Here is a 20698-nt window from a genome sequence, read left to right on the forward strand (position 1 = left end):
CCAAAGTGACACTTCTACTTTGCACACAAACGGACATTCCAACTTCCCCGCCACATTACCACTAGCGATTGCTAATCAATGATAATGCTCTCTACGATTGCTTTGGATGCGTGAGGTCAATACCGTTTGATAATCGCAGTTCGTAGCGCGTGATCGCGCAACCGATGCCCCTCGGCGAAATTGGGATAATTGAACTGACCGATCCTCATCCCCAGTCGTCTCATAACCCTCAAATTTGATGTTTGCGGGCACCGTGAAGCTGACTGTGCGATGACGCATCAGCTTTTCCTAGGCGGGGTGAAAAGCGATTAACCGAACCGCTTGACGGTCCCGTCATTTCGACCTATATACTGGAACCTGTATAAAGGGGTTATCATATGGAACGGCTTGTCTACGACAACGTCTTCGAGTCACTCGTTGACGACAAGGGTGAAGCCGCCGACTTGAGCTTCCGCGCATCGTTGATCTCCGCTCTCGTCGATCTCTTCGAGGATCGCGGTTGGAAGCAAGCAGATGTAGCAGAAGCACTAGGCGTTCCACAGCCACGAGTTAGTGAGCTGATGCGAGGGAAGGTTCATCTGTTCTCCGCTGATCGGCTCATAGGCTACCTGGCTCGCCTCGGCGTTCGCTTCAAACCATCCTTTGAACATCACAGAATAATATGTGATGTGGAAATGACAGAGGCCGCCTAACGCGGCCTCAGTTGTCTCACTTCTTCCTTTGCTTCTTTCGCGCGTTAACCTCGGCCATCATGGCCTTGTAGCGCTCCTCCACCGTCTTCATTGCGGCCCTGTCGACCCCGTTCGTGGTCTTGGTGAATGCGTGCAATACGAAGACCGTATCTTCATACTTGGCGCAGTAGACTGCCCGATAAGCCGGGCTGCCGTTTTCGATTAGTTCGATTACCCCCGCCCTGCCCGATACCCTTTAAATGTTTAAAATCCGACAGGGGCTCTTGCCTTCTTGTACCCTCTGCAGGTCCGTCGCAAATTGGAGTGCGATCTCCTTTGGGAGAGCCTTCATCGCCTTCATCGCGGAGTTATTCACGTACTCTAAATTCATTTTTTTGGACATTTTCCCTCATCTCTTCAGGATAGCCCTCTTTCTAGCTGACCTTCTCGTAGAGGACGTGACGGCGCAACGGATGCCCTTCGGCCAAATTGGGATGATCGAACTCACCGATCCGGTTCATCCCCAGTCGTCTCATCAATCCCCAGGAATTGCTGTTTGCGGGCACCGTGAAGCTGACGATGCGGTCAAGCTTCAGATCGTTGAACGCAAAGTCGAGCGAGCGTTCCGCGGCCTCGCGCGCATATCCGGCGCCGTGCCGCGACGCTGAAAGCCGCCAACCGATTTCGACCGCCGGGGCAAACGGCAAAGCCGGCGAAACCTTGGCGAGGCCGCACATACCGATCAACTGGCCGCTGGCCTTCTCCTCCAGCGCCCAAAACCCCCAGCCATGGTCCTCGAAGTGCCGGTCGATGCGGTCGAGCATCGCATTCGACTGTTCGTCGGTCAGAGGATTGAGATATCTGACGACGTCGGGCTCGGCATTGATCGCAGCGAAGGGCTTGCGATCCTGCTGTCGCCAGGGTCTCAAAATCAGACGTTCGCTTTCGAGCTTCATCGTTCCTCTGCGACAGATCCTACCAGAGCGTCATGTGACGGTTGACGTCCTTGTAAAGCAGGTAGCGGAACCGGCCGGGGCCGCCGGCATAACATGCCTGCGGGCAGAAGGAGCGCAGCCACATGAAGTCGCCGGCCTCGACCTCGACCCAATCCTGGTTCAGCCGATAGACGGCCTTGCCCTCCAGCACGTAGAGACCATGCTCCATGACATGGGTCTCCATGAAGGGAATCACGGCACCCGGCTCCAAAGTCACGATATTCACGTGCATATCGTAGCGGACATCGGCCGGATCGATGAACCGGGTCGTCCCCCAGCGTCCATCGGTATCGGGCATTGCCGAGATGGGATGCTGGTCCTCATGCGTGAAGATCGCCGGCGGCGGCTCCAGCCCCTCGACCTCCTGAAAGGCCTTTCGAATCCAGTGGAATTTTGCCGCGGTCGAGCCGCTATTTTCCAGGCGCCAGACCGAGCCCGCCGGAAGATAGGCGAACGAACCGGCGCGCAGCGCATGGCTGTTGCCGTCGAGCTCCACGGTCATCTCGCCTTCGACGACGAACAGGACCGCTTCGGCCCGCTTGTTGGGCTCCGGCCGATCGCTTCCGCCGCCGGGCTGAACCTCCATCACATATTGCGAAAAGGTCTCGGAGAAACCGGAAAGCGGCCGGGAGAGAACCCATGCCCGTGTCCCCGTCCAGTGAGGAAGGACGCTGGTGACGATATCGGTCATGACGCTGCGCGGGATGACCGCGTAGGCTGTGGTGAAAACGGCCTTGCTGGAAAGCAGCTCGGTCTGCGGCGGCAGTCCGCCGAGTTTGGAATAATAGTCGTTGTTGTTCATCGGTCCAGATTTCGCGGCATGTGGCACTGCAACTGATTTATGCGCCGCTCACCTTGCAGGCAACTCTTAATTCGGCGCGTGAAGGTCGATACGGAGCCGCACCGCCGCGTTCCCTTCAGAACTCGACTTCCAACTCGACGATCTCGTCCGGCTCGGCCATCGCCCCTTCGGTCCATTCGCCCATCAGCGGCCAGGACAGCACCGTTTCCACATAGGCTTCGAGCTGCGGTTCGAGCTCCACCGCATAGGTGCGGAACCGGGTGCAGACCGGCGCATACATCGCATCGGCCACGCTCGGCGTGGTGCCGAACAGCCAGGGCCCGCCGCTTGCCTCGAGGCATTCGGTCCAGATCGCCTTGACGCGCTCGACATCGGGCCGCGCGCCCGAAAATATCTTGAAGCTCGCATGCCGCGCCTTGAGGTTCATCGGCAATGCCGAGCGCAGGTTATGGAAACCCGAATGCATCTCGCCCGAGACCGACCGGCAGCGGGCGCGCGCCGCGCGCTCAGTGGGCCAGAGCCTGGCATCCGGCACGACCTCATGGAGATATTCGGCAATCGCCAGCGTGTCCCAGACAGTCACCTCGTCATGGGTCAGCCTCGGCACCAGGACCGATGGTGAAAGCAGAAGCAGTTCCTGACGCGCCTCGTCATCCATCTCCACAAGGACTTCGGCGAAGTCCAGCCCGGCCATCCGGCACAGCAACCAGCCGCGCAGAGACCATGAGGAGTAGTTCTTCGAGGAAATCGTCAGTGCAGCTTGCGACATCGCGCTCGTATCCTTGCCGGACAATGTTGCTTCTTCCTCGATAATCTTCTCGCATGGCAGGACATATTCCACTAGCATTTTTTGCACCGCCGCATCGATGCGGCAGTGCGGGAGATTTCGGCCCATGCTCTACCAGGCCTATCAGTTCCAGGATGATCTCATCGCGCCGCTCCGCGATCTGGCGCGGCGCCTGCAGATCTTCTCCGCGACAGCGCTCTGGGGATCCGGCAGCGAAATGGGACGGCACTTCGCCGCCGCGCTGGAGATGATCTCACGCTTCGAGATCACCCACCAACGTCCGGATTTCGCGATAGACTCGGTCATGATCGGCAATCGCGTGGTGCCCGTCACAGTCGAGACCGTACTCGACATGCCCTTCGGCGCACTGCTGCACTTTGCAACGGACACCGATGCAAAGCGGCCGCGGGTGCTGGTCGTCGCCCCGCTGTCCGGCCATTTCGCCACACTCCTGCGCGGCACGGTGCAGACCCTGCTGCGCGATCACGACGTCTATATCACCGACTGGGCGAACGCCCGCGACGTGCCGCTGTCGGCCGGACGCTTCGGCATGGACGACTATGTCGATTATATCATGCATTTCCTGGAGGAAATCGGCCCCGGCGCTCATATCCTCGCCGTCTGCCAGCCCTGCGTACAGGCGCTGGCCGCCATTGCCGTGATGTCGGAAGAGCGGCATCCCGCCACCCCGCGCACCATGACGCTGATGGCCGGGCCGATCGATCCGCGCGAGAGCCCGACCAAGGTCAACGAACTTGCCGTATCGAAGTCGCTCGCTTGGTTCGAGAACTCGCTGATCACGGGCGTTCCCTGGCGTTATCGGGGCGCCGGGCGGCGGGTCTATCCCGGCTTCCTCCAGCTCGTCGCCTTCATGTCGATGAACATGCAGCGCCATCAGGACGCCCATCGCAAGCTCTACGACCATTTGGCGAAGGGCGAGACGGCCGAAGCCGGCAAGATCAAGAAGTTCTACGACGAATATTTCGCCGTGCTCGACCTTACCGAAGAATTCTACATCGAAACCATCGAACGCGTCTTCCAGAAGGCGGAACTCGCAACCGGCGACTTGACACACCATGGCCGCAAGGTCGACCCGGGCCAGATCCGCAACACGGCGCTCTTGACCGTCGAGGGCGGCCGCGACGACATCTGCGCGCTCGGCCAGACGTCGGCCGCGCACGATCTCTGTCGTGCACTGCGCCCGCATCTGAAGCGCCATCATCTTCAGGCCAATGTCGGACATTACGGCGTCTTCAGCGGCCGCCGCTGGGAGGGGGAAATCTACCCCGTCGTGCGCAACATGATCCTGGCGATGGAATAGCGCCCGTCAGATCCGAAACGCGATGGCAAGTCTACCGATCGGCCATGACCAGGTGGCCAGGCGCGACTTCGCGATAAGACGTGCTTGCAGGCTGATAGTCGACGGCACGCATCGGGCTCTTGATCTCGTCATTCGCCACCATCCGCTTTTCGTGGCGACGGTCGGGATCCGGCACGGGCACTGCCGCAATGAGTTTCTTGGTATAGGGATGCTGCGGATTTTCGAAGACCGCGGCCCGCGGGCCGATCTCGACGATCTCTCCGAGATACATCACCGCCACGCGATGGCTGACGCGCTCGACCACGGCCATGTCGTGCGAGATGAACAGGAAGGCAAGGTTGAGGCTCTGCTGCAGGTCGAGCATCAGGTTGATGACTTGCGCCTTGATCGAGACGTCGAGCGCCGAGACGCTTTCGTCGGCGACGATGACCTTCGGCTGCAAGGCAAGCGCGCGGGCGATGCAGATGCGCTGGCGCTGGCCGCCGGAAAATTCATGCGGATAGCGCGTGGCCATATCCGAGGACAGACCGACCTTCACCAGCAGATCGGCGACGACATCCTTTGCCTGTTTCGCGTTGCCCATCTTGTGCTCGAGATAGGGTTCGGCGATCGCCGCACCAACTGTCATGCGCGGATTGAGGCTGGCAAAGGGATCCTGGAAGATCATCTGCACGGATTTGCGCATCTCGCGCAGATCCTTCCTGTCGAGGCCGAGCACCTCCCTGCCCTCGACGAGAACGGAACCGGCCTGCGGCTCGATAAGCCGCATGATGGCGCGCCCGGTCGTCGATTTGCCGCAGCCGGATTCGCCGACGAGCGACAGCGTCTCGCCGGCATGAAGATCGAAGGAAACGTTTTCGACGGCATGCACCCGGCTGGTCAGCCGGCCGAACAGGCCGGAATGAATGTCGAAGCGCTTGGTGAGGTTCTTCACCTGCAGGACCGGTGTTGCAGCGACGGTATCGGCAACCTCGGCAGGAATGTCGGATTCCCCCGTTGCGGTATTGACCACGGGAAAGCGCAGCGGTCGTGGCCTGCCCTGCATCGAGCCGAGCACCGGCACGGCTGAAAGTAGCGCTCTCGTATAGGGATGTTTGCCGCGGTGGAAGATATCGGCGGTGGCGCCGCTTTCCACCTGTTCGCCGCGATACATCACCACCGTCCTGTCGGCGATCTCGGCGACGACACCCATATCATGGGTGATGAAGAGAACGGAGGTCCCCTCCTCGTCCTGCAGCATCTTGATGAGATCGAGGATCTGGCCCTGGATCGTCACGTCGAGCGCCGTCGTCGGCTCGTCGGCGATCAAGAGTTTCGGCCGGCTGGCGAGCGCCATGGCGATCATCACCCGCTGGCGCATGCCGCCGGAGAAACGATGCGGATATTCGCCGAAGCGCGAGGCAGCCGAGGGGATGCGGACCTTTTCCAGCAGCCTTATCGTCTCGGCTTTGGCATCGGCCCGGCTCATATCGGAATGGCAAAGCAGTGCTTCGGAAATCTGGTCGCCGATGGTGAAGAGCGGATTGAGCGATGTCATCGGCTCCTGGAAGATCATCGCCACCTCGTTGCCGCGCACCTGCCGCATGGCATTTTCCGGTAAGGCCAGAAGGTCGCGTCCGCCGAGCATGACGCGGCCCTCGACGCGGCTGGTATCCGCCTGCAGCAGCCGCATGATCGAGAGAGAGGTGACGCTCTTGCCCGAGCCGGATTCGCCGACGATCGCCACCGTCTCGGCCGGCGCCACCGTGAAGGAAACATCGCGCACGACCGGTTTCCAGACGCCGTCCACCAGGAAGGAGGTCGTCAGACCTTCGACAGAAAGAACGTCGGTCGTCGTCTGGATCGGTTGGGTTTGGACACTGGCCATGGTGGTTCCTCTAGCGACAGATGAGCGTCGGCGGATCAATCCGGCCAGCGCAGCGCATCGTCGAAGCGGTGCCTGCTGCGGTTCTCGATCGGCGTTGCGATGATCTCGTTGGAGGCGCGCGCCTTGTCGAGTTCCTGCGCCAGGCGCTCCGCGACAATCTTCTCCTCGCCCGGGTGCAGATTGCACGGGTCGAGGTAGAAATAGCGGTGCTCCACCTCGTGATCGCGCACGATGATCGGCGGGCTGCCCTTGGCAAGCGCATCGGCCAGATCCCAGGCGGTGATATGGGCTTGCTCGGGATCGACGATCAGGCGCAGCCGATCGAGCGGATTATTGGTCGGATCGGGCTCGATCAGCGCGGTAAGGCCCGGGCGGCCGTCGAGCGTGCGCTTCCACAAGTTGAGATAGCTGGTCTCGCGTTCCCGGATGCCGGCATGGTCGCGGTTTTCCCAGGCTTCGAGCGCTGCCATAACGCCAAAGATGCTCTCCTTGCCGACCTTCATGCCGCGGCCGATGCCCATATTCTGCAGGAAGGCATGGCGCACCAGTTCCTTCCTGCCGGCAACGATGCCCGAGGTCGGGCCGCCGAGGAATTTGTGGCCGGAATAAAGCGCGATATCCGCGCCCTGTTCGAGAAAGATGCGCAGGTCATATTCCGAGGCCGCATCGACGATGACGGGCACGCCCTTGGCATGGGCGATCTCGACGAATTCCTTGAGATTCAGCAGGCCGTAGTCGACGACATGGTGGGAGACGACATAGACGGCGGCTGCGGTCTTGTCGGTGATGGCGTTTTCCATGTGGAAGCGATGCGTCGAGGTCGCCTGCCCGACAAGAACGACCTTGCCGCCGGCAAGCCGGATCGCCTGGTCGACCGGGGCGCCGTAACTGACGACATGGCCCATCTGCACCAGCACTTCGTTCTTCTCCGGCACCACATCCGGCAGCCTCTCGATCGCCAGCAGATTATTGCCGGTGATCGCGCCGGCGACGGCCAGCGAAATGCCGGCCGAGCAGGAGGCGGTGACGAAGCCCGCCTCGCCGCCGGTCAGCCGGGCGATGACGGCGCTTGCCTTGCGCTGCAGGTCGTTGATCTCGACGAAGTGCGGCAGCATCGATGCCATCGCGCTGATCGCTTCTGGAACGACGATCGAGGCGCCGAGGCTGGTCATGGTGCCCGATACATTGATGACAGGGCGAAGGCCGAGCGACGGGCGGATATCAGTGGACATGGAGATCTCCAGGATTCTGGGTCGAAAAACGAAACATGGGGCGGTCGATCAAGTGTGTCGAGTTCCCGTCAGCCGTGCAAGGCGACGATCGCCTCGATCTCGACGGTGATGTTGCCGGGCAGCGAGCCGAAGCCGACGGCCGAGCGGGCATGTTCGCCGGCCGGCCCGAAGACTGCAATCAGCAGATCCGAACAGCCGTTGATGACGCTCGGATGATCCTCGAACTCAGGCACGGCATTGACCATGCCGAGCAGCTTGACCACCCGCTTGACCCGGGTGAGATCACCGAGCGCATCCTGCATGACGGCAAGCAGGTTGATGCCGGTCAGCCGCGCATGGCCATAGGCCTCCTCGACACTGATGCCGGCGCCGACCTTGCCGGCATGCATGAAGCCGTCGGCCTCGCGCGGTCCCTGGCCGGAGAGGTAGAGCATGTTGCCTTCGATTACGTGCGTCACGAAATTGGCGATCGGCGGCGGCGGCGGCGGAAGCGCAATACCGAGGGCGGCAAGCCGTTCGTAAGGCGAGTTCTCGACCTTGCCGGCGGCGGTGGGAAACTGATTCACGCAAACTCCTGTCATGCAATTTTCGATTTGGCGAATTTCGATTGGGCCAACGCTTGGTCGGCGGATTAAAGATCCTTGCGAAGTCTGGGATCGAGCATGTCCCTGAGGCCATCGCCGACCATCTGCAGCGACAGCACGGAGAGGATGATGGCGACGCCCGGAAACAGCGTCATCCAGTCCGCCTGGCCGATATACTGGCGGCCGGCGGCGATCATCGTTCCCCAAGTCGGGATTTCGGGGCTGACGCCGAGGCCGAGGAAAGACAGGCCGGCTTCGGCAAGCATGGCGCTGGCGAAGAGGAACGTCGCCTGCACAAGGATCGGCGACAGCAGATTGCGCAGCACATGCCGCGTCATGATATGGAAGGTCGAGATGCCGAGCGCCCTTGCCGCCTCGACATAGGGCAGCTCGCGAATGACCAGCGTCGAAGCGCGCACGATCCGGGCAAGGCGCGGCGCGTAGACGATCGATAGCGCGATGATGACAGTGGTCAGCGACGGGCCGAGGGCAGCAACGAGCGCGATCGCCAGCAGAATATCCGGAAACGCCATCATCGCGTCGATCAGCCGGGCGATCGGCGTGTCGAGCTTCTGGAAGAAGCCGGCAAGCAGGCCGAGCGTCACGCCGATCACGGCCGACAAGGTCACGACCGCAACACCGACGAGCAGCGACAGGCGGCCGGCGAAGATGGTGCGTGAGAAGACGTCGCGGCCGAACTCATCCGTGCCGAAGACAAAGGTGCCGCTCGGCGGTTTCAGCCGGTTGACGATGGAAAGCTTCGACGGCGAATAGGGCGCGACAAGAGGCGCAAAGACTGCCAGAAGCACGAAGATCGTCAGGATCAGCAGGCCGCAGGCAACCGTCTTGCGCTTCAGCAGGCGCCTGGCGAATTTGCTGCCCTCGCCTTCGGCTGATTTGATTGCGATATCGGCCATCAGTAGCGCACCCTCGGATCGATCAGCAGGTAGAGCATGTCGATCGCAAAATTGATCAGCACATAGAGGGCGGCGATGACGAGCAGCGCCCCCTGGATGACGGGGTAGTCACGGCGCAGCACCGCCGAGACGACGAGATTGCCGACACCCGGTAGGCCGAAGACGGTCTCGGTGACGACGGCGCCTGAAATCAGCACCGCTGCCGTCAGGCCGATCACCGTCAGGATCGGGATCAGCGCATTCTTCAGAGCGTGCTTCAGAATGACCCGGCGCTCGATCAGCCCCTTGGCGCGGGCGGTACGGATATAATCGTCGCCGAGCACGTCGAGCATCGAGGCGCGTGTGAAACGCAGGATCAGCGCCGAGGAGACAATGCCGAGTGCAAAGGCAGGCAACGTCAGATGATACATGCGCTCGAAGAAGGTCGAGCCCGGACCGCCATAACCCGAGACCGGGAAGAGGTTCAGCCTGACGGCGAAGAACTGCATCAGGATCAGGCCGAGCCAGAAGCTTGGAATGCTGGCGGCAAACATCGCGAGCGTCGTTGCCGCCTGGTCGATGAAGGAACCGCGCCGATAAGCGGCATAAATGCCGATCGGCAGGGCGATGATGCTGGCGATTGCGAGCGAGAACAAAGTCAGGAAGAAGGTCGGCTCGGCGCGGTCGAGCAGAGCCGAAGTGACAGGCATGTTGAGGAAGATCGACTGGCCGAGATCACCTCTCAGCATCTGGCCGATATAATAGACATATTGCAGGGCGAGCGACCGATCGAGGCCGAGCCGGGCCCTGAGGTCGGCAATATCCTGCGGCGTCGCATCCGGCCCGAGCATGACGGCGGCCGGATCGCCCGGGGTCACGCGCACGATGACGAAGACGATCGTGACGACGAGAAACATCACGACGATCATGCCGAACAGGCGCTGGAGGATGTAACGTATCATGAATGCCTGGCAAACCTTTGCAGATGCTGCAAAAAAGAAGACCGATACCGGCCAGGGATGGCCGGTATCGGTGGCGATGTTTACTTCTTGATCGAAGCATTCCAGAAATACGGCCACGGAGCCGGATCGACGCCTTCAAGCTTGGTCGATTCCGCCGAAACGGCGTTGAAGTCGCCGATCTTCATGAAGGGGGCGTCGGCATAGATCGCCTTCTGGACATCGGCCCAGAGCGCCACGCGCTTCTTCGGATCGACTTCCGAGGTGAAGGCATCGACGGCGGCCTTGCGGGCCGGCGTATCCCACCAGCCCGGCGAGCTGGTCGAGAGCGAGCCGATGAGGGCAGGCTCCGGCAGGAAGGGGCTATGGGTGATGTAGATATCCCAGAGCTTCGGATCGGTGCGGCGCTGCGTCAGCGTCGCCCAATCCACAACCTGCATATCGACGGTGAAGCCGGCAAGCTTCAGATATTCGGCGGCGACCTGCGCCATCTTGTAGTGGAACTCGTACTGGCGGCTGGTCAGGATACGGATCGGCTCGCCATTGTAGCCGGCCTTCTTGGCGGCAGCCGCCGCCCCTTCCGGATCGGCGACGTTATAGGCGCCCTCGACGCCGGCATCCGTCGACCAGGCAAAGGTCTTGGGATAGATGGCGCCGTCGAGCGCATAAAAATCCTTGCTGCCGAAAGCCGCGGCCAGCATGTCTTCCATGCTGAGCGCCTGGCGGATGGCCTTGCGAACCTCGACATTCCCAGCACTCCCTTCCTTCGTGTTGAAGACGAAGACGGGATAACCGAAGGGCTTCAGGATGATCGGCTGCGAGGCGGTGGAGGCCTTCAACTTGTCGTAGGATTCCACAGGGATCGAGTCGACATAATCATACTGGCCGGAAACGGCGGCCTCGACACGAGTGTTCGGATCCGGCACCGGCACGAAGCGGATCTCATCGAGATATTGATGACGGGCGCCGCCGTAACCATTGCTGTCGCCTTCGCGGGACTTATAGCCATCGAAACGGACGAGCTGGATATACTGGTCGGCCTTGCGCTCCTTCAGCATATAGGGACCGGTGCCGATGAAGTCCTTCATCGGCTCGTCCTGCTTTTCCGACGGGATGATGATCGCGGCCGAATTGTTGAAGGCGAGCAGCGAGGTCAGCGGCGCATAGGGCTGCTTCAGCGCAATCTTGACGGTCGCCGGATCGACGGCGGTAACGGATTCGATGAAGCCGGCCACCTGCTTGCCGCGCGAGGCGATCTTCATCCAGCGACCAAGCGAGGCGACGACATCTTCCGAGGTCATATCGGTATTGTCGTGGAACTTGATGCCGGTCCTGAGCTTGATCGTATAGGTTTTGCCGTCGGCGCTGATCTCAGGCAGGCTTTCGGCCAGAAGCGGCGTGACGTTCCAGCTCTTGTCGAAGGTGTAGAGCGTTTCGAAAATGTGCTGCGTGACGATGCCGACCAGATCGGCCGTCGACGACATCGGATCGAGCGTCGGCGGTTCGCCGATCGTCGCGACGTTAATGACGCCACCCTTTTCCTGGGCAAGGAGTGTCGAAGGCAGGGCGACGAGCGCAGTGCCGAGAAGGAATGCGACCAGTGTTTTCATGTGATGGCTCCCGATTTAGTTCCACAATTATGTAATTCATCTTTTTGTAACAGAATAGGAGATGGATCGATCCTGTCAAGCACGAGCGACGGATTATGCCCGGGGCGGATACCCGGACGCCGGAAAAATACACAATCTTCGGCTGCGCCCGCCTGCACCACGGCCGCGCATTGTGCCAAGGTGAGGCGATCGCCCTCAATCAGGCTTCAAGGGAACGGGAGAAGAGGATGAGCATCGATTTCAACGACGGAAAATGGCTGAACGAGCCGGCTCAATGGCGGGCGGTCGACGCAGGTCTCACCCTGACGACCGACGAGAATACCGATTTCTGGCGGGAAACCCATTATGGCTTCACCCGCGAGAGTGGCCATTTCCTCGCCTTTCCCACCACCGACGGCTTCACCGCGCAGATCCGCGTCCAGGGCGAATTCCGCACCCTCTACGACCAGGCCGGCCTGATGGTGCGCATCGACGAGAAACGCTGGGTGAAAACAGGCGTCGAGTTCACCGACGGCGAAGCCTTCCTCAGCACCGTCGTCACCGACGGCAAGTCCGACTGGTCCGTCGCTCAGCCCTTCAGGGAATTGGAGGATTTCTACATCCGCGTCACCGTCGCCAACGGCGCGATGCGCATCCAGGCTTCGCGCGATGGCAGTTTCTGGCCGCTGCTGCGGCTCGCCCCCTTCCCGGCGGCCGATCACTACGAGGTCGGACCCACGGCCTGCACGCCTGAGCGCAGCGGGTTGGCAGTCCGCTTCTCCGAATTCTCGATTGGGCCGGCAATTACCAGGGATCTGCATGATTTGAGCTAGAAGAGCGTCCTTTCGCGGCTCTACCGAAAGAACAAGATCAAATGACTGCGAGTGCAGCGCAGCACACTTGACAAAGACAAGCTGCCTGTATTTTACTCAAGCCTGCGGAATAGGCAAAAGGCCGGCCGCATTGACATGACTCCGATAGTCTCTGGGCAGTTTCGCCCCATGACGCCTCATCGCTCGATGGGACCAGCGTCGTGGGGTTTTTGATGTGGTCACTTCATGAACGACACGCTGAAAATCGGCATCCTCTATTCGACCACCGGGCCTTACGGCTCGATGGGCCGCGACGCGCGCGACGGCGCCGATTTCGCGATGGCCGAATATGCCGGCGTCGAAGGGCTGGCGATCGAACCCGTCTTCTTCGATCCGCATGCCGATCTTGCCGCCTATCTCGATGGCGCGCGCCATCTTCTGCGCGCCGGCTGCCGCCATATCGTCGGCACGATCACCTCTGCGGCACGCAAGGAAGTCATCCCGCTCGTCGAGAAACATGACGGCCTGCTCTGGTACATGTGCCCCTATGAAGGCTTCGAGGCCAACGAGAACGTCATCTATGTCGGCGGCTGTCCCAACCAGCATCTGCTGCCACTGTTCGAGCACCTGATCCCGCGTTTCGGCGCAAGGCCCTATCTCGTCGGCGCCAACTATGTCTGGGGCTGGGAGATGAACCGGCTCGCCCGCGAACTCATTGCCAATGCCGGCGGCGAAGTACTTGGCGAACGCTATCTTCCGCTTGAGGAGACCGCCGTCGAGCGCATTGTCGCCGAGATCGCACAACGCCGCCCGAGCTTCATCCTCAACAATCTGATCGGCCCGTCGAGCTACGCCTTCCTGGAGGCGATCAAGGCCCTCGGTGATCGCGACCCGGCCTTCCGCGCGGAAAACTGCCCGGTGGTCAGCTGCGACCTGATGGAATGCGAACTCGACGATATCGCCGCCGGAGCTGCTGCCGGCCAGCTTTGCGCCGCTTCCTATTTCGACAGTATCGCGACCCCCGAAAATGCCGCCTTCAAGGCCCGTGTCACTGAGCGTCACGGCGCCGAGCGGCGTGTCTCCAGCGTCTTTGCCAGCGCCTATACGGCCGTCCGGCTCTGCGTCGACGCGATCGTCGCTGCCGGCGGTGACGAGCCCGACGCCGTCCGGCGCGAGCTCTACAATCGATCCTGGCCGACCCCGTTCGGCACGCTTTCGATCGACCGCGAGACCAATCATGCCGCCCTGCCCTTCCATCTCGGCCGGATCAACGCCGATAACGGCTTCGATGTCGTCGCCTCACGACCGCCGCTCGCCGCCGACCCCTATCTGACCGGCCGCAACCGCCAGGCCTTTCCACGGCTAAGGGTGGTCTCATGAGAGAGACACCCAATTTCACCGGCTGGCAGGCGATGGTCCTGCATCGCGAGGACGGCAACACCGAAAAGCTGATCCGCCAGCTTCGCCTGCTCGGCATCCATGCAACGCTGCAATGGGCGCCGCTTTCGGCTGCGGCACTGCCCGATCTCGTCATCGTCGATGCCGACCAGGGCTGGGACGATCTGCTGCCCTGGAACGGCGAAACGCCTGCTTGCCCCGTCGTCGCCTTGCTTGGTTCGGAAGCGCCCGGCCGCATCGCCTGGGCGCTCGGACAGGGTGCCGGCGCGATCATCGCCAAGCCGATCGCCACATCGGCCGTCTATCCGGCGCTTGTCATGGCCGTCTCCATTCATCAGGAGCGCAAGGCGACTGCGGAAAAGCTGCAATATCTCGAAGAGCGCGTCCGGCTGCGGCCGCTTGTTCACGCCGCCGTCGAAAAGCTGCAGGCCGCACACGGCATCGACGAGGAGAGCGCTTACGCAATCCTGCGCAATTGCGCCATGCGCCGCCGCCTGCCGATGGAGCAGATATCAGCCTTCATCCTGGCGGGTGCCGAACCCCTGCCGGAGGCGGGCTGATGCATGTGCTGAAACAGATGATCCGCCAGCCGACGGCCCTCTTCGGCCTGATCGTCGTCACACTCGTCATCGGGCTCGCCATCGCAGCGCCGTGGATCGCGCCGTTCAGCCCCGACGAGCAGATGTTTGACGGCCTCTCGCTCGAAGGCGCGCCGCTGCCGCCGGGCGGTCCCTATCTGCTGGGCACCGACACACTCGGCCGCGACCTCTTCTCGCGCCTGCTCTTTGGCGCCCGCACCTCGCTGATCATCGGCCTTGTCGCCAATGGCATCGCGGTGGCAATCGGCCTCTTCGTCGGCATCGTTGCCGGTTATCTCCGCGGATTGCCGGGCAACATCCTGATGCGCTTCACCGATCTGATGATGGCCTTTCCGGCGCTGCTGCTCGCCATCGTGCTGGCGGCCCTTTTGAAGCCGAGCCTCTGGATCGTCGCCATGGTGATCGCGCTGGTCAACTGGGTGCAGGTCGCCCGCATCGTCTATACCGAGACTCGCGGCCTGGTGGAGCGCGATTTCATCATGGCCGAACGCTCGCTCGGCGCCGGCCATATGCGCGTGCTCTTCATGCATATCCTGCCGCATCTCATGCCGACGGCAATCGTCTGGGGAACGCTCGGCATCGCCACCACCGTGCTGCTCGAGGCCACACTCTCCTTCCTCGGCGTCGGTGTCCAGCCGCCGCAGCCCTCTTGGGGCAACATCATCTTCGAGAGCCAAAGCTATTTCCAGGCCGCTCCCTGGCTGGTCTTCATTCCGGGCGCGATCATCCTTCTGACGGCGCTTTCCTTCAATCTGGTGGGCGACGCGCTGCGCGACATTCTCGACCCGACCCAGCGCGGGAGGGGCTGATGGCGTCACTCATGCTGCGCCGGCTGGCGCAGGCGGCCCTCATCCTGCTCGGCGTCGCTGCCATCACCTTCGTGCTGCTCTACGCCCTTCCGGCCGATCCGGCCCGCATGATCGCCGGTCGCAGCGCAACCGCCCAGACAGTCGCCAATATCCGCCATGAGCTCGGCCTCGACCAGCCGCTGCTGGTCCAGTTCGGCACCTATCTCGGCAATCTGCTGCACGGCAATCTCGGCCGCTCCTATGCGCAGAAGACCGACGTCTGGACGCTGATTGCCGCCCGCCTGCCGGCGACGCTGACGCTGATGCTTGCCGGCATCTTCGTCGAGGTGGTGCTCGGCCTGACGCTCGGCACCATCGCCGCCGTGCGCCGCGGCGGCTTCATCGACCGGCTGGTGATGATGGCCTCCTTTGTCGGCACCTCGGCGCCGCAGTTCCTTGTTGCCCTGCTGCTGCTCTACCTGCTGGCGGCAACGCTCGGCTGGTTTCCGATGAGCGGCTGCGGCAGCTTCTCGCATCTCGTCCTGCCTGCCGTAACACTCGGCATCTGCGGCGCCGGCTGGTACGCCCGCATGGTGCGCTCGTCGATGATCGACGTGCTGAACCAGGATTATGTCCGCACGGCGCGCGCCAAGGGCCTTTCCTCGAAACGCGTCATCCTGCGCCATGCGCTGCCCAATGCCGTGCTGCCGATCATCGCCATGATCGGCATCGATATCGGCCAGTTCATGGGCGGCGTGGTCGTGGTCGAGGCCGTTTACGGCTGGCCCGGCATCGGCCAGCTCGCCTGGCAGGCGATCCAGCAGGTCGACATCCCGATCATCATGGGCGTCACGCTGACCTCGGCGCTTGCCATCATCATCGGCAACCTGCTTGCCGACCTCGTCGCGCCGGTCATCGATCCGCGCATCCGCACACGCTGACAGCAACCAAAGAAGGGGAACCAAGATGTTCAAACGCTGGCTGCAACAGACGACCATGGCAACGATGGTGGCGCTCGCCCCATTGTCCGTCATGGCTGAGGAAACGCCCAAGCAGGGCGGCGATATCGTCGTCACCTACAAGGACGACATCACCACGCTCGACCCCGCGATCGGCTACGACTGGGTCAACTGGTCGATGATCAAAAGCCTTTATTCCCGCCTGATGGATTATGCGCCCGGCACGCCGAACCCGGTGCCCTCGCTTGCCGAGAGCTTCACCGTTTCGCCCGACGGCTTGATCTATACCTTCAAGCTGCACAAGGGCGTGAAGTTCTCGAACGGCCGCGAGGTCGTCGCCTCCGACGTGAAATATTCGATCGAACGCGCCGTCGACCCGAAGACGCAGGGGCCTGGCGCCGGCTTCTTCGGCGCCATCAAGGGCTTCGAGGATGAAACCGGCGGCAAGACGACGACGCTCTCCGGCATCGAGACGCCGGATGACAGCACCGTCATCTTCAATCTCTCGCGTCCCGACGCCACCTTCCTGCACGTGCTTGCCATCAACTTCGCCTCGGTCGTGCCGAAGGAAGCCGTCGAGGCGGCCGCCGGCGACTTCGGTAAGAAGCCCGTCGGCTCCGGCACCTTCATCCTGAAGGATTGGACGATCGGCCAGCAGCTCGTTTTCGAGCGCAACAAGGATTATTTCGTCAAGGGCGTTCCTTATATCGACAGCTTCAAGGTCGAGGTCGGCCAGGAGCCGCTGGTGGCGCTCTTGCGCCTGCAGAAGGGTGAGGTCGACATTGCCGGCGACGGCATTCCGCCGGCGAAATTCCTCGAAATCAAGAATTCGGCCGATGGCGCACAGATGATCGTCGACGGCGAACAGCTGCACACCGGCTACATCACACTCAACACCAAGGTTAAGCCCTTCGACAACGTCAAGGTTCGCCAGGCGCTGAACATGGCGATCAACAAGGACCGCATCACCCGCATCCTCAACGGCCGTGCAACGCCTGCCAATCAGCCGCTGCCGCCGCTGATGCCGGGCTACGACAAGTCCTTCACCGGTTATGCCTATGAGGTGGCGAAAGCCAAGGCGCTGCTTGCCGAAGCCGGTTATCCAGATGGCTTCGAGACCGCGCTCTACTCCACCAACACCGACCCGCAGCCGCGTATCGCCCAGGCGATCCAGCAGGATCTGGCCGCTGTCGGCGTCAAGGCCGAAGTCCGGGCGCTCGCCCAGGCAAACGTCATCTCGGCCGGCGGCACGGAAGGCGAAGCGCCGATGATCTGGTCGGGCGGCATGGCCTGGATCGCCGACTTCCCGGACCCGTCCAACTTCTACGGCCCGATCCTCGGTTGCGCCGGCGCGGTTCCGGGCGGCTGGAACTGGTCATGGTACTGCAACGCCGATCTCGACAAGCGCGCCGTTGCCGCTGACTCGATGTCCGATCCGGCAAAGGCAGCCGAGCGTACTGCCGCCTGGGGCAAGATCTTTACCGACATCATGGCCGATGCGCCGTGGATCCCTGTGATCAACGAACGCCGCGTCGTCGCCAAGTCGCTGCGCATGGGCGGTGCCGACAACATCTACATCGATCCGACCCGCGTCATCAATTACGACGCGATCTACGTGAAGCAATAAGCCCTGAAGAAACAAAGCCTTCCCGGTCCACGCCGGGAAGGCGTCATAAAATCGAGGGAGATATGACATGTGCATCGCCTGCACCCACACCATTCACCGCGCCCAGCATAATTTCGGCTGGAACAAGGATTTCGCCCCCGCCGTCGTCGCCAAGCCTGGCGAGACGATCCACTTCGAGTGCATGGATTCGTCCGGTGGCCAGATCGGAAGCGACGCGACGCTGGAAACGCTGAACGCGCTCGATTTCGGCAAGATCAACCCGGTCTCCGGCCCGGTCTATATCGAAGGCGCCAAGCCCGGCGATGCGCTGAAGGTGACGCTACGCAAGTTCATTCCCTCGGGCGTCGGCTGGACGGCCAATATCCCGGGCTTCGGCCTGCTTGCCGACCAGTTCAAGGACCCGGCGCTGCATGTCTGGTCTTATGACGCCAACAGCATGGTGCCAGCCCTTTACGGTCCGGGCGGCCGCGTGCCGCTGAAGCCTTTTGCCGGCACGATCGGCGTCGCACCCGCCGAGCCCGGCACCCACTCCGTCGTTCCCCCGCGTCGCGTCGGCGGCAACATGGACATCCGCGACCTGACGGCGGGGGTAACGCTCTACCTGCCGGTCGAGGTCGACGGCGCGCTGTTTTCGATCGGTGATACCCATGCCGCCCAGGGTGATGGCGAAGTCTGCGGCACGGCGATCGAAAGCCAGATGAACGTCGAAGCGACGATCGAGCTCGTCAAGGACGCCAGGCTGCAGACGCCGCGCTTCACCACGACCGAACCGGTGACGCGCCATCTCGACGGCGCCGGCTACGAGGTCACGACAGGCATCGGCCCTGACCTGATGACCGGGGCGCGCGAAAGCGTCATGCGCATGATCGATCTTCTCGGCGCCGAACATGGCATGAGCGCCATCGATGCCTATCTGCTCTGCTCGGTCTGCGGCGATCTGCGCATCAGCGAGATCGTCGACCAGCCGAACTGGGTGGTTTCCTTCTACTTCCCGAGGATCGTGTTCGCGTGAACGAAGCCATGCCCGCCGCAGCACCGGTGCTCAGCCTTCGCAATCTGAGCGTCGATGCCCGCACACCCGAAGGCCGCAAGCCGGTGCTGCAGGATGTCAGCTTCGCGCTTGCAAGCGGCGAAACGCTCTGCATTGCCGGCGAATCCGGTTCCGGCAAGTCGGTCACCTCGCTGTCGATCATGGGGCTCTTGCCGAAGGCCTCGCTGAAGGTCGCCTCCGGCAGCGTGCTGCTTGGCGAGCGCGACCTGCTCAGGCTTTCCGACCGGGCGATGCGCAGCGTGCGCGGCGGCGATATCGCCATGGTGTTCCAGGAGCCGATGACCTCGCTCAACCCGGTCATGTCGGTCGGCAACCAGCTGACCGAGGCAATCCGCGCGCACCAGGGCAGCGACAATGCCGAGGCGGTGGCACTGAAGATGCTCGATGCCGTGCAGATCACCGAGCCGGCCCGGCGGCTGAAGCAATATCCGCACGAGCTTTCCGGCGGCATGCGCCAGCGGGTGATGATCGCCATGGCGCTCTCCTGCCGGCCGAAGGTGCTGATTGCCGACGAGCCGACGACGGCACTCGACGTCACCGTGCAGGCGCAAATCCTCAGGCTGATGCGCGAGTTGAAGCGCGAATTCGGCGCCTCGATCATCCTGATCACTCACGACATGGGCGTTGTCGCCGAAATGGCCGATCGCGTCGTCATCATGCAGAATGGCAGGATCGTCGAGCAGGGAACGGCGCTCGCCGTCTTCCAGCGGCCGAAGGAAGCCTATACGCAGCAATTGCTGGCCGCCGTCCCGCGGCTCGGCGCGCTTGCCGGCACCGATCATCCACCGCGCATCACGCAGCGCGCCGTCGAGACGCTGCATCCGGACCGCACGCCGGTTCTGAACGTGCGCGACCTCACCGTCACCTATGGCAATGCCGCAAGCCGGTTTTTCAAGGGCAAGCCGCCGGTTGCAGCCGTAGACGGCGTCTCCTTCGATATCCTGCCGGGTGAAACGCTCGGTCTCGTCGGCGAAAGCGGCTCGGGCAAATCGACGACAGGCAAGGCCGTGCTCGGCCTCATCCCCTTCAAGGGCAATGTCCTGATCGACGGCCGCAATATCGCCGGCCTCAGCCAGCGCGAGATGCGGCCCGTGCGCCGCTCGGCGCAGATGATCTTCCAGGATCCCTATGCCTCGCTCGACCCGCGCATGGCCGTCGGCAAGGCGATCGGCGAACCGATGCTCATCCACGGCATCGGCAACCACAGCGAACGGCAAGACCGCGTCGCCGAACTGCTGCGCCGGGTCGGCCTGACGCCTGACGCAGCGACGCGCTATCCGCACGAGTTTTCAGGCGGCCAGCGCCAGCGCATCTGCATCGCCCGGGCGCTGGCACTGGAGCCAAAGCTGATCGTCGCCGACGAGAGCGTCGCAGCGCTTGACGTCTCCGTCCGCGCCCGGGTGCTCGACCTGCTGCTCGAACTGCAGGAAACCATGGGGCTCGCTTATCTCTTCATCTCCCACGACATGGCCGTCGTCGAGCGCATGTCGCACAACGTCGCCGTCATGCGCGCCGGCCGCATCATCGAAACCGGCACGCGGCGGGATATCTTCGAGAACCCGAGGGATGACTATACCCGCGCGCTGATCGCCGCGGTTCCGATCCCCGATCCGGAGGTCTATCGCGGCAGGGAAGCGCATGCGTGATTGAAGGTTTGAGACTGACTAGAATGTCGACGAGGAGCGCCTCGTGGGCTGACCGCGTTTCGTAAAAGAGACGCGCCGCCGCGCCGGTCGCAGGATTGTCATTTTCGAGGTGACA

At 62.3% G+C, this 20698-nt stretch carries 20 protein-coding genes; 10 read left to right on the forward strand and 10 right to left on the reverse strand.

Going from position 1 to position 20698, the window contains the following annotated elements:
* Positions 1 to 377: 377 nt before the first annotated feature.
* Complete coding sequence (locus C3Y91_RS05305) at positions 378 to 692, forward strand: helix-turn-helix domain-containing protein (RefSeq protein WP_168575112.1); 315 nt, start codon at positions 378 to 380, stop codon at positions 690 to 692.
* Positions 693 to 708: 16 nt separating this feature from the next.
* Here the strand turns inward: C3Y91_RS05305 and C3Y91_RS37765 are convergent, their stop codons facing one another.
* The 4 genes from C3Y91_RS37765 to C3Y91_RS05325 all read right to left on the reverse strand — a co-directional run bounded on the left by C3Y91_RS37765 (position 709) and on the right by C3Y91_RS05325 (position 3237).
* Positions 709 to 903, reverse strand: a complete 195-nt coding sequence (locus C3Y91_RS37765; RefSeq protein ID WP_343227715.1) for a type II toxin-antitoxin system RelE/ParE family toxin — start codon at positions 901 to 903, stop codon at positions 709 to 711.
* 202 nt (positions 904 to 1105) lie between these two features.
* Positions 1106 to 1627: a GNAT family N-acetyltransferase gene (locus tag C3Y91_RS05315; RefSeq protein ID WP_168575113.1), complete on the reverse strand. Its 522-nt coding sequence runs from the start codon at positions 1625 to 1627 to the stop codon at positions 1106 to 1108.
* Between the two features lie 19 nt (positions 1628 to 1646).
* A complete protein-coding gene (locus C3Y91_RS05320; RefSeq protein WP_168575114.1) occupies positions 1647 to 2468 on the reverse strand; it encodes a bifunctional allantoicase/(S)-ureidoglycine aminohydrolase in 822 nt (273 codons plus the stop codon).
* 115 nt (positions 2469 to 2583) lie between these two features.
* Positions 2584 to 3237 carry a glutathione S-transferase gene (locus tag C3Y91_RS05325; RefSeq protein ID WP_018071183.1) on the reverse strand — a complete coding sequence of 218 codons (654 nt, stop codon included), beginning with the start codon at positions 3235 to 3237 and terminating at the stop codon, positions 2584 to 2586.
* Between the two features lie 124 nt (positions 3238 to 3361).
* Here C3Y91_RS05325 and C3Y91_RS05330 point away from each other — a divergent pair, with 124 nt between their 5' ends.
* Positions 3362 to 4576, forward strand: coding sequence for a polyhydroxyalkanoate depolymerase (locus tag C3Y91_RS05330; RefSeq protein ID WP_130720127.1), 1215 nt, complete (start codon positions 3362 to 3364; stop codon positions 4574 to 4576).
* Between the two features lie 31 nt (positions 4577 to 4607).
* Here C3Y91_RS05330 and C3Y91_RS05335 read toward each other — a convergent pair whose 3' ends face one another.
* The 6 genes from C3Y91_RS05335 to C3Y91_RS05360 form a co-directional block, all read right to left on the reverse strand.
* Positions 4608 to 6443, reverse strand: coding sequence for an ABC transporter ATP-binding protein (locus C3Y91_RS05335; protein WP_168575115.1), 1836 nt, complete (start codon positions 6441 to 6443; stop codon positions 4608 to 4610).
* Between the two features lie 35 nt (positions 6444 to 6478).
* Positions 6479 to 7675: an aminotransferase class V-fold PLP-dependent enzyme gene (locus C3Y91_RS05340; RefSeq protein WP_168575116.1), complete on the reverse strand. Its 1197-nt coding sequence runs from the start codon at positions 7673 to 7675 to the stop codon at positions 6479 to 6481.
* 68 nt (positions 7676 to 7743) lie between these two features.
* Positions 7744 to 8256: a RidA family protein gene (locus C3Y91_RS05345; RefSeq protein WP_064246616.1), complete on the reverse strand. Its 513-nt coding sequence runs from the start codon at positions 8254 to 8256 to the stop codon at positions 7744 to 7746.
* Positions 8257 to 8306: 50 nt separating this feature from the next.
* Positions 8307 to 9176, reverse strand: a complete 870-nt coding sequence (locus tag C3Y91_RS05350) for an ABC transporter permease (RefSeq protein ID WP_130772928.1) — start codon at positions 9174 to 9176, stop codon at positions 8307 to 8309.
* Positions 9176 to 10117, reverse strand: coding sequence for an ABC transporter permease (locus C3Y91_RS05355; protein WP_168575117.1), 942 nt, complete (start codon positions 10115 to 10117; stop codon positions 9176 to 9178). The genes C3Y91_RS05350 and C3Y91_RS05355 overlap by 1 nt, the downstream gene beginning before the upstream one ends.
* A gap of 80 nt (positions 10118 to 10197) precedes the next feature.
* A complete protein-coding gene (locus C3Y91_RS05360) occupies positions 10198 to 11724 on the reverse strand; it encodes an ABC transporter substrate-binding protein (RefSeq protein WP_018483465.1) in 1527 nt (508 codons plus the stop codon).
* A 227-nt stretch (positions 11725 to 11951) separates the two neighbouring features.
* Between C3Y91_RS05360 and C3Y91_RS05365 the strand changes: the two genes are divergently transcribed.
* The 8 genes from C3Y91_RS05365 (at position 11952) to C3Y91_RS05400 (ending at position 20583) form a co-directional block, all read left to right on the forward strand.
* Positions 11952 to 12536: a DUF1349 domain-containing protein gene (locus tag C3Y91_RS05365; protein WP_168575118.1), complete on the forward strand. Its 585-nt coding sequence runs from the start codon at positions 11952 to 11954 to the stop codon at positions 12534 to 12536.
* Between the two features lie 225 nt (positions 12537 to 12761).
* Positions 12762 to 13895 (forward strand): transporter substrate-binding protein, encoded by a 1134-nt coding sequence (locus C3Y91_RS05370; RefSeq protein WP_027690182.1) that lies wholly within the window; start codon positions 12762 to 12764, stop codon positions 13893 to 13895.
* Entirely contained in the window at positions 13892 to 14473 is a 582-nt protein-coding gene (locus tag C3Y91_RS05375) for an ANTAR domain-containing response regulator (RefSeq protein WP_017996435.1), read from the forward strand. The genes C3Y91_RS05370 and C3Y91_RS05375 overlap by 4 nt, the downstream gene beginning before the upstream one ends.
* Positions 14473 to 15321, forward strand: coding sequence for an ABC transporter permease (locus C3Y91_RS05380; RefSeq protein WP_027690184.1), 849 nt, complete (start codon positions 14473 to 14475; stop codon positions 15319 to 15321). The genes C3Y91_RS05375 and C3Y91_RS05380 overlap by 1 nt, the downstream gene beginning before the upstream one ends.
* The gene (locus tag C3Y91_RS05385) at positions 15321 to 16241 is read left to right on the forward strand and encodes an ABC transporter permease (protein ID WP_168575119.1); all 921 of its coding nucleotides are present in this window, start codon (positions 15321 to 15323) and stop codon (positions 16239 to 16241) included. Before C3Y91_RS05380 ends, C3Y91_RS05385 begins: the two co-directional genes overlap by 1 nt.
* Positions 16242 to 16266: 25 nt before the next feature.
* On the forward strand, positions 16267 to 17886 hold the full coding sequence (locus tag C3Y91_RS05390) for an ABC transporter substrate-binding protein (RefSeq protein WP_168575120.1): 1620 nt from the start codon (positions 16267 to 16269) through the stop codon (positions 17884 to 17886).
* 67 nt (positions 17887 to 17953) lie between these two features.
* Positions 17954 to 18898: an acetamidase/formamidase family protein gene (locus C3Y91_RS05395; protein ID WP_018071170.1), complete on the forward strand. Its 945-nt coding sequence runs from the start codon at positions 17954 to 17956 to the stop codon at positions 18896 to 18898.
* Complete coding sequence (locus C3Y91_RS05400) at positions 18895 to 20583, forward strand: ABC transporter ATP-binding protein (RefSeq protein WP_018071169.1); 1689 nt, start codon at positions 18895 to 18897, stop codon at positions 20581 to 20583. The genes C3Y91_RS05395 and C3Y91_RS05400 overlap by 4 nt, the downstream gene beginning before the upstream one ends.
* The last annotated feature ends 115 nt before the right edge of the window (positions 20584 to 20698 follow it).

It is taken from the genome of Rhizobium ruizarguesonis (genome assembly GCF_012349115.1).
GTDB classification, from domain to species: domain Bacteria; phylum Pseudomonadota; class Alphaproteobacteria; order Rhizobiales; family Rhizobiaceae; genus Rhizobium; species Rhizobium ruizarguesonis.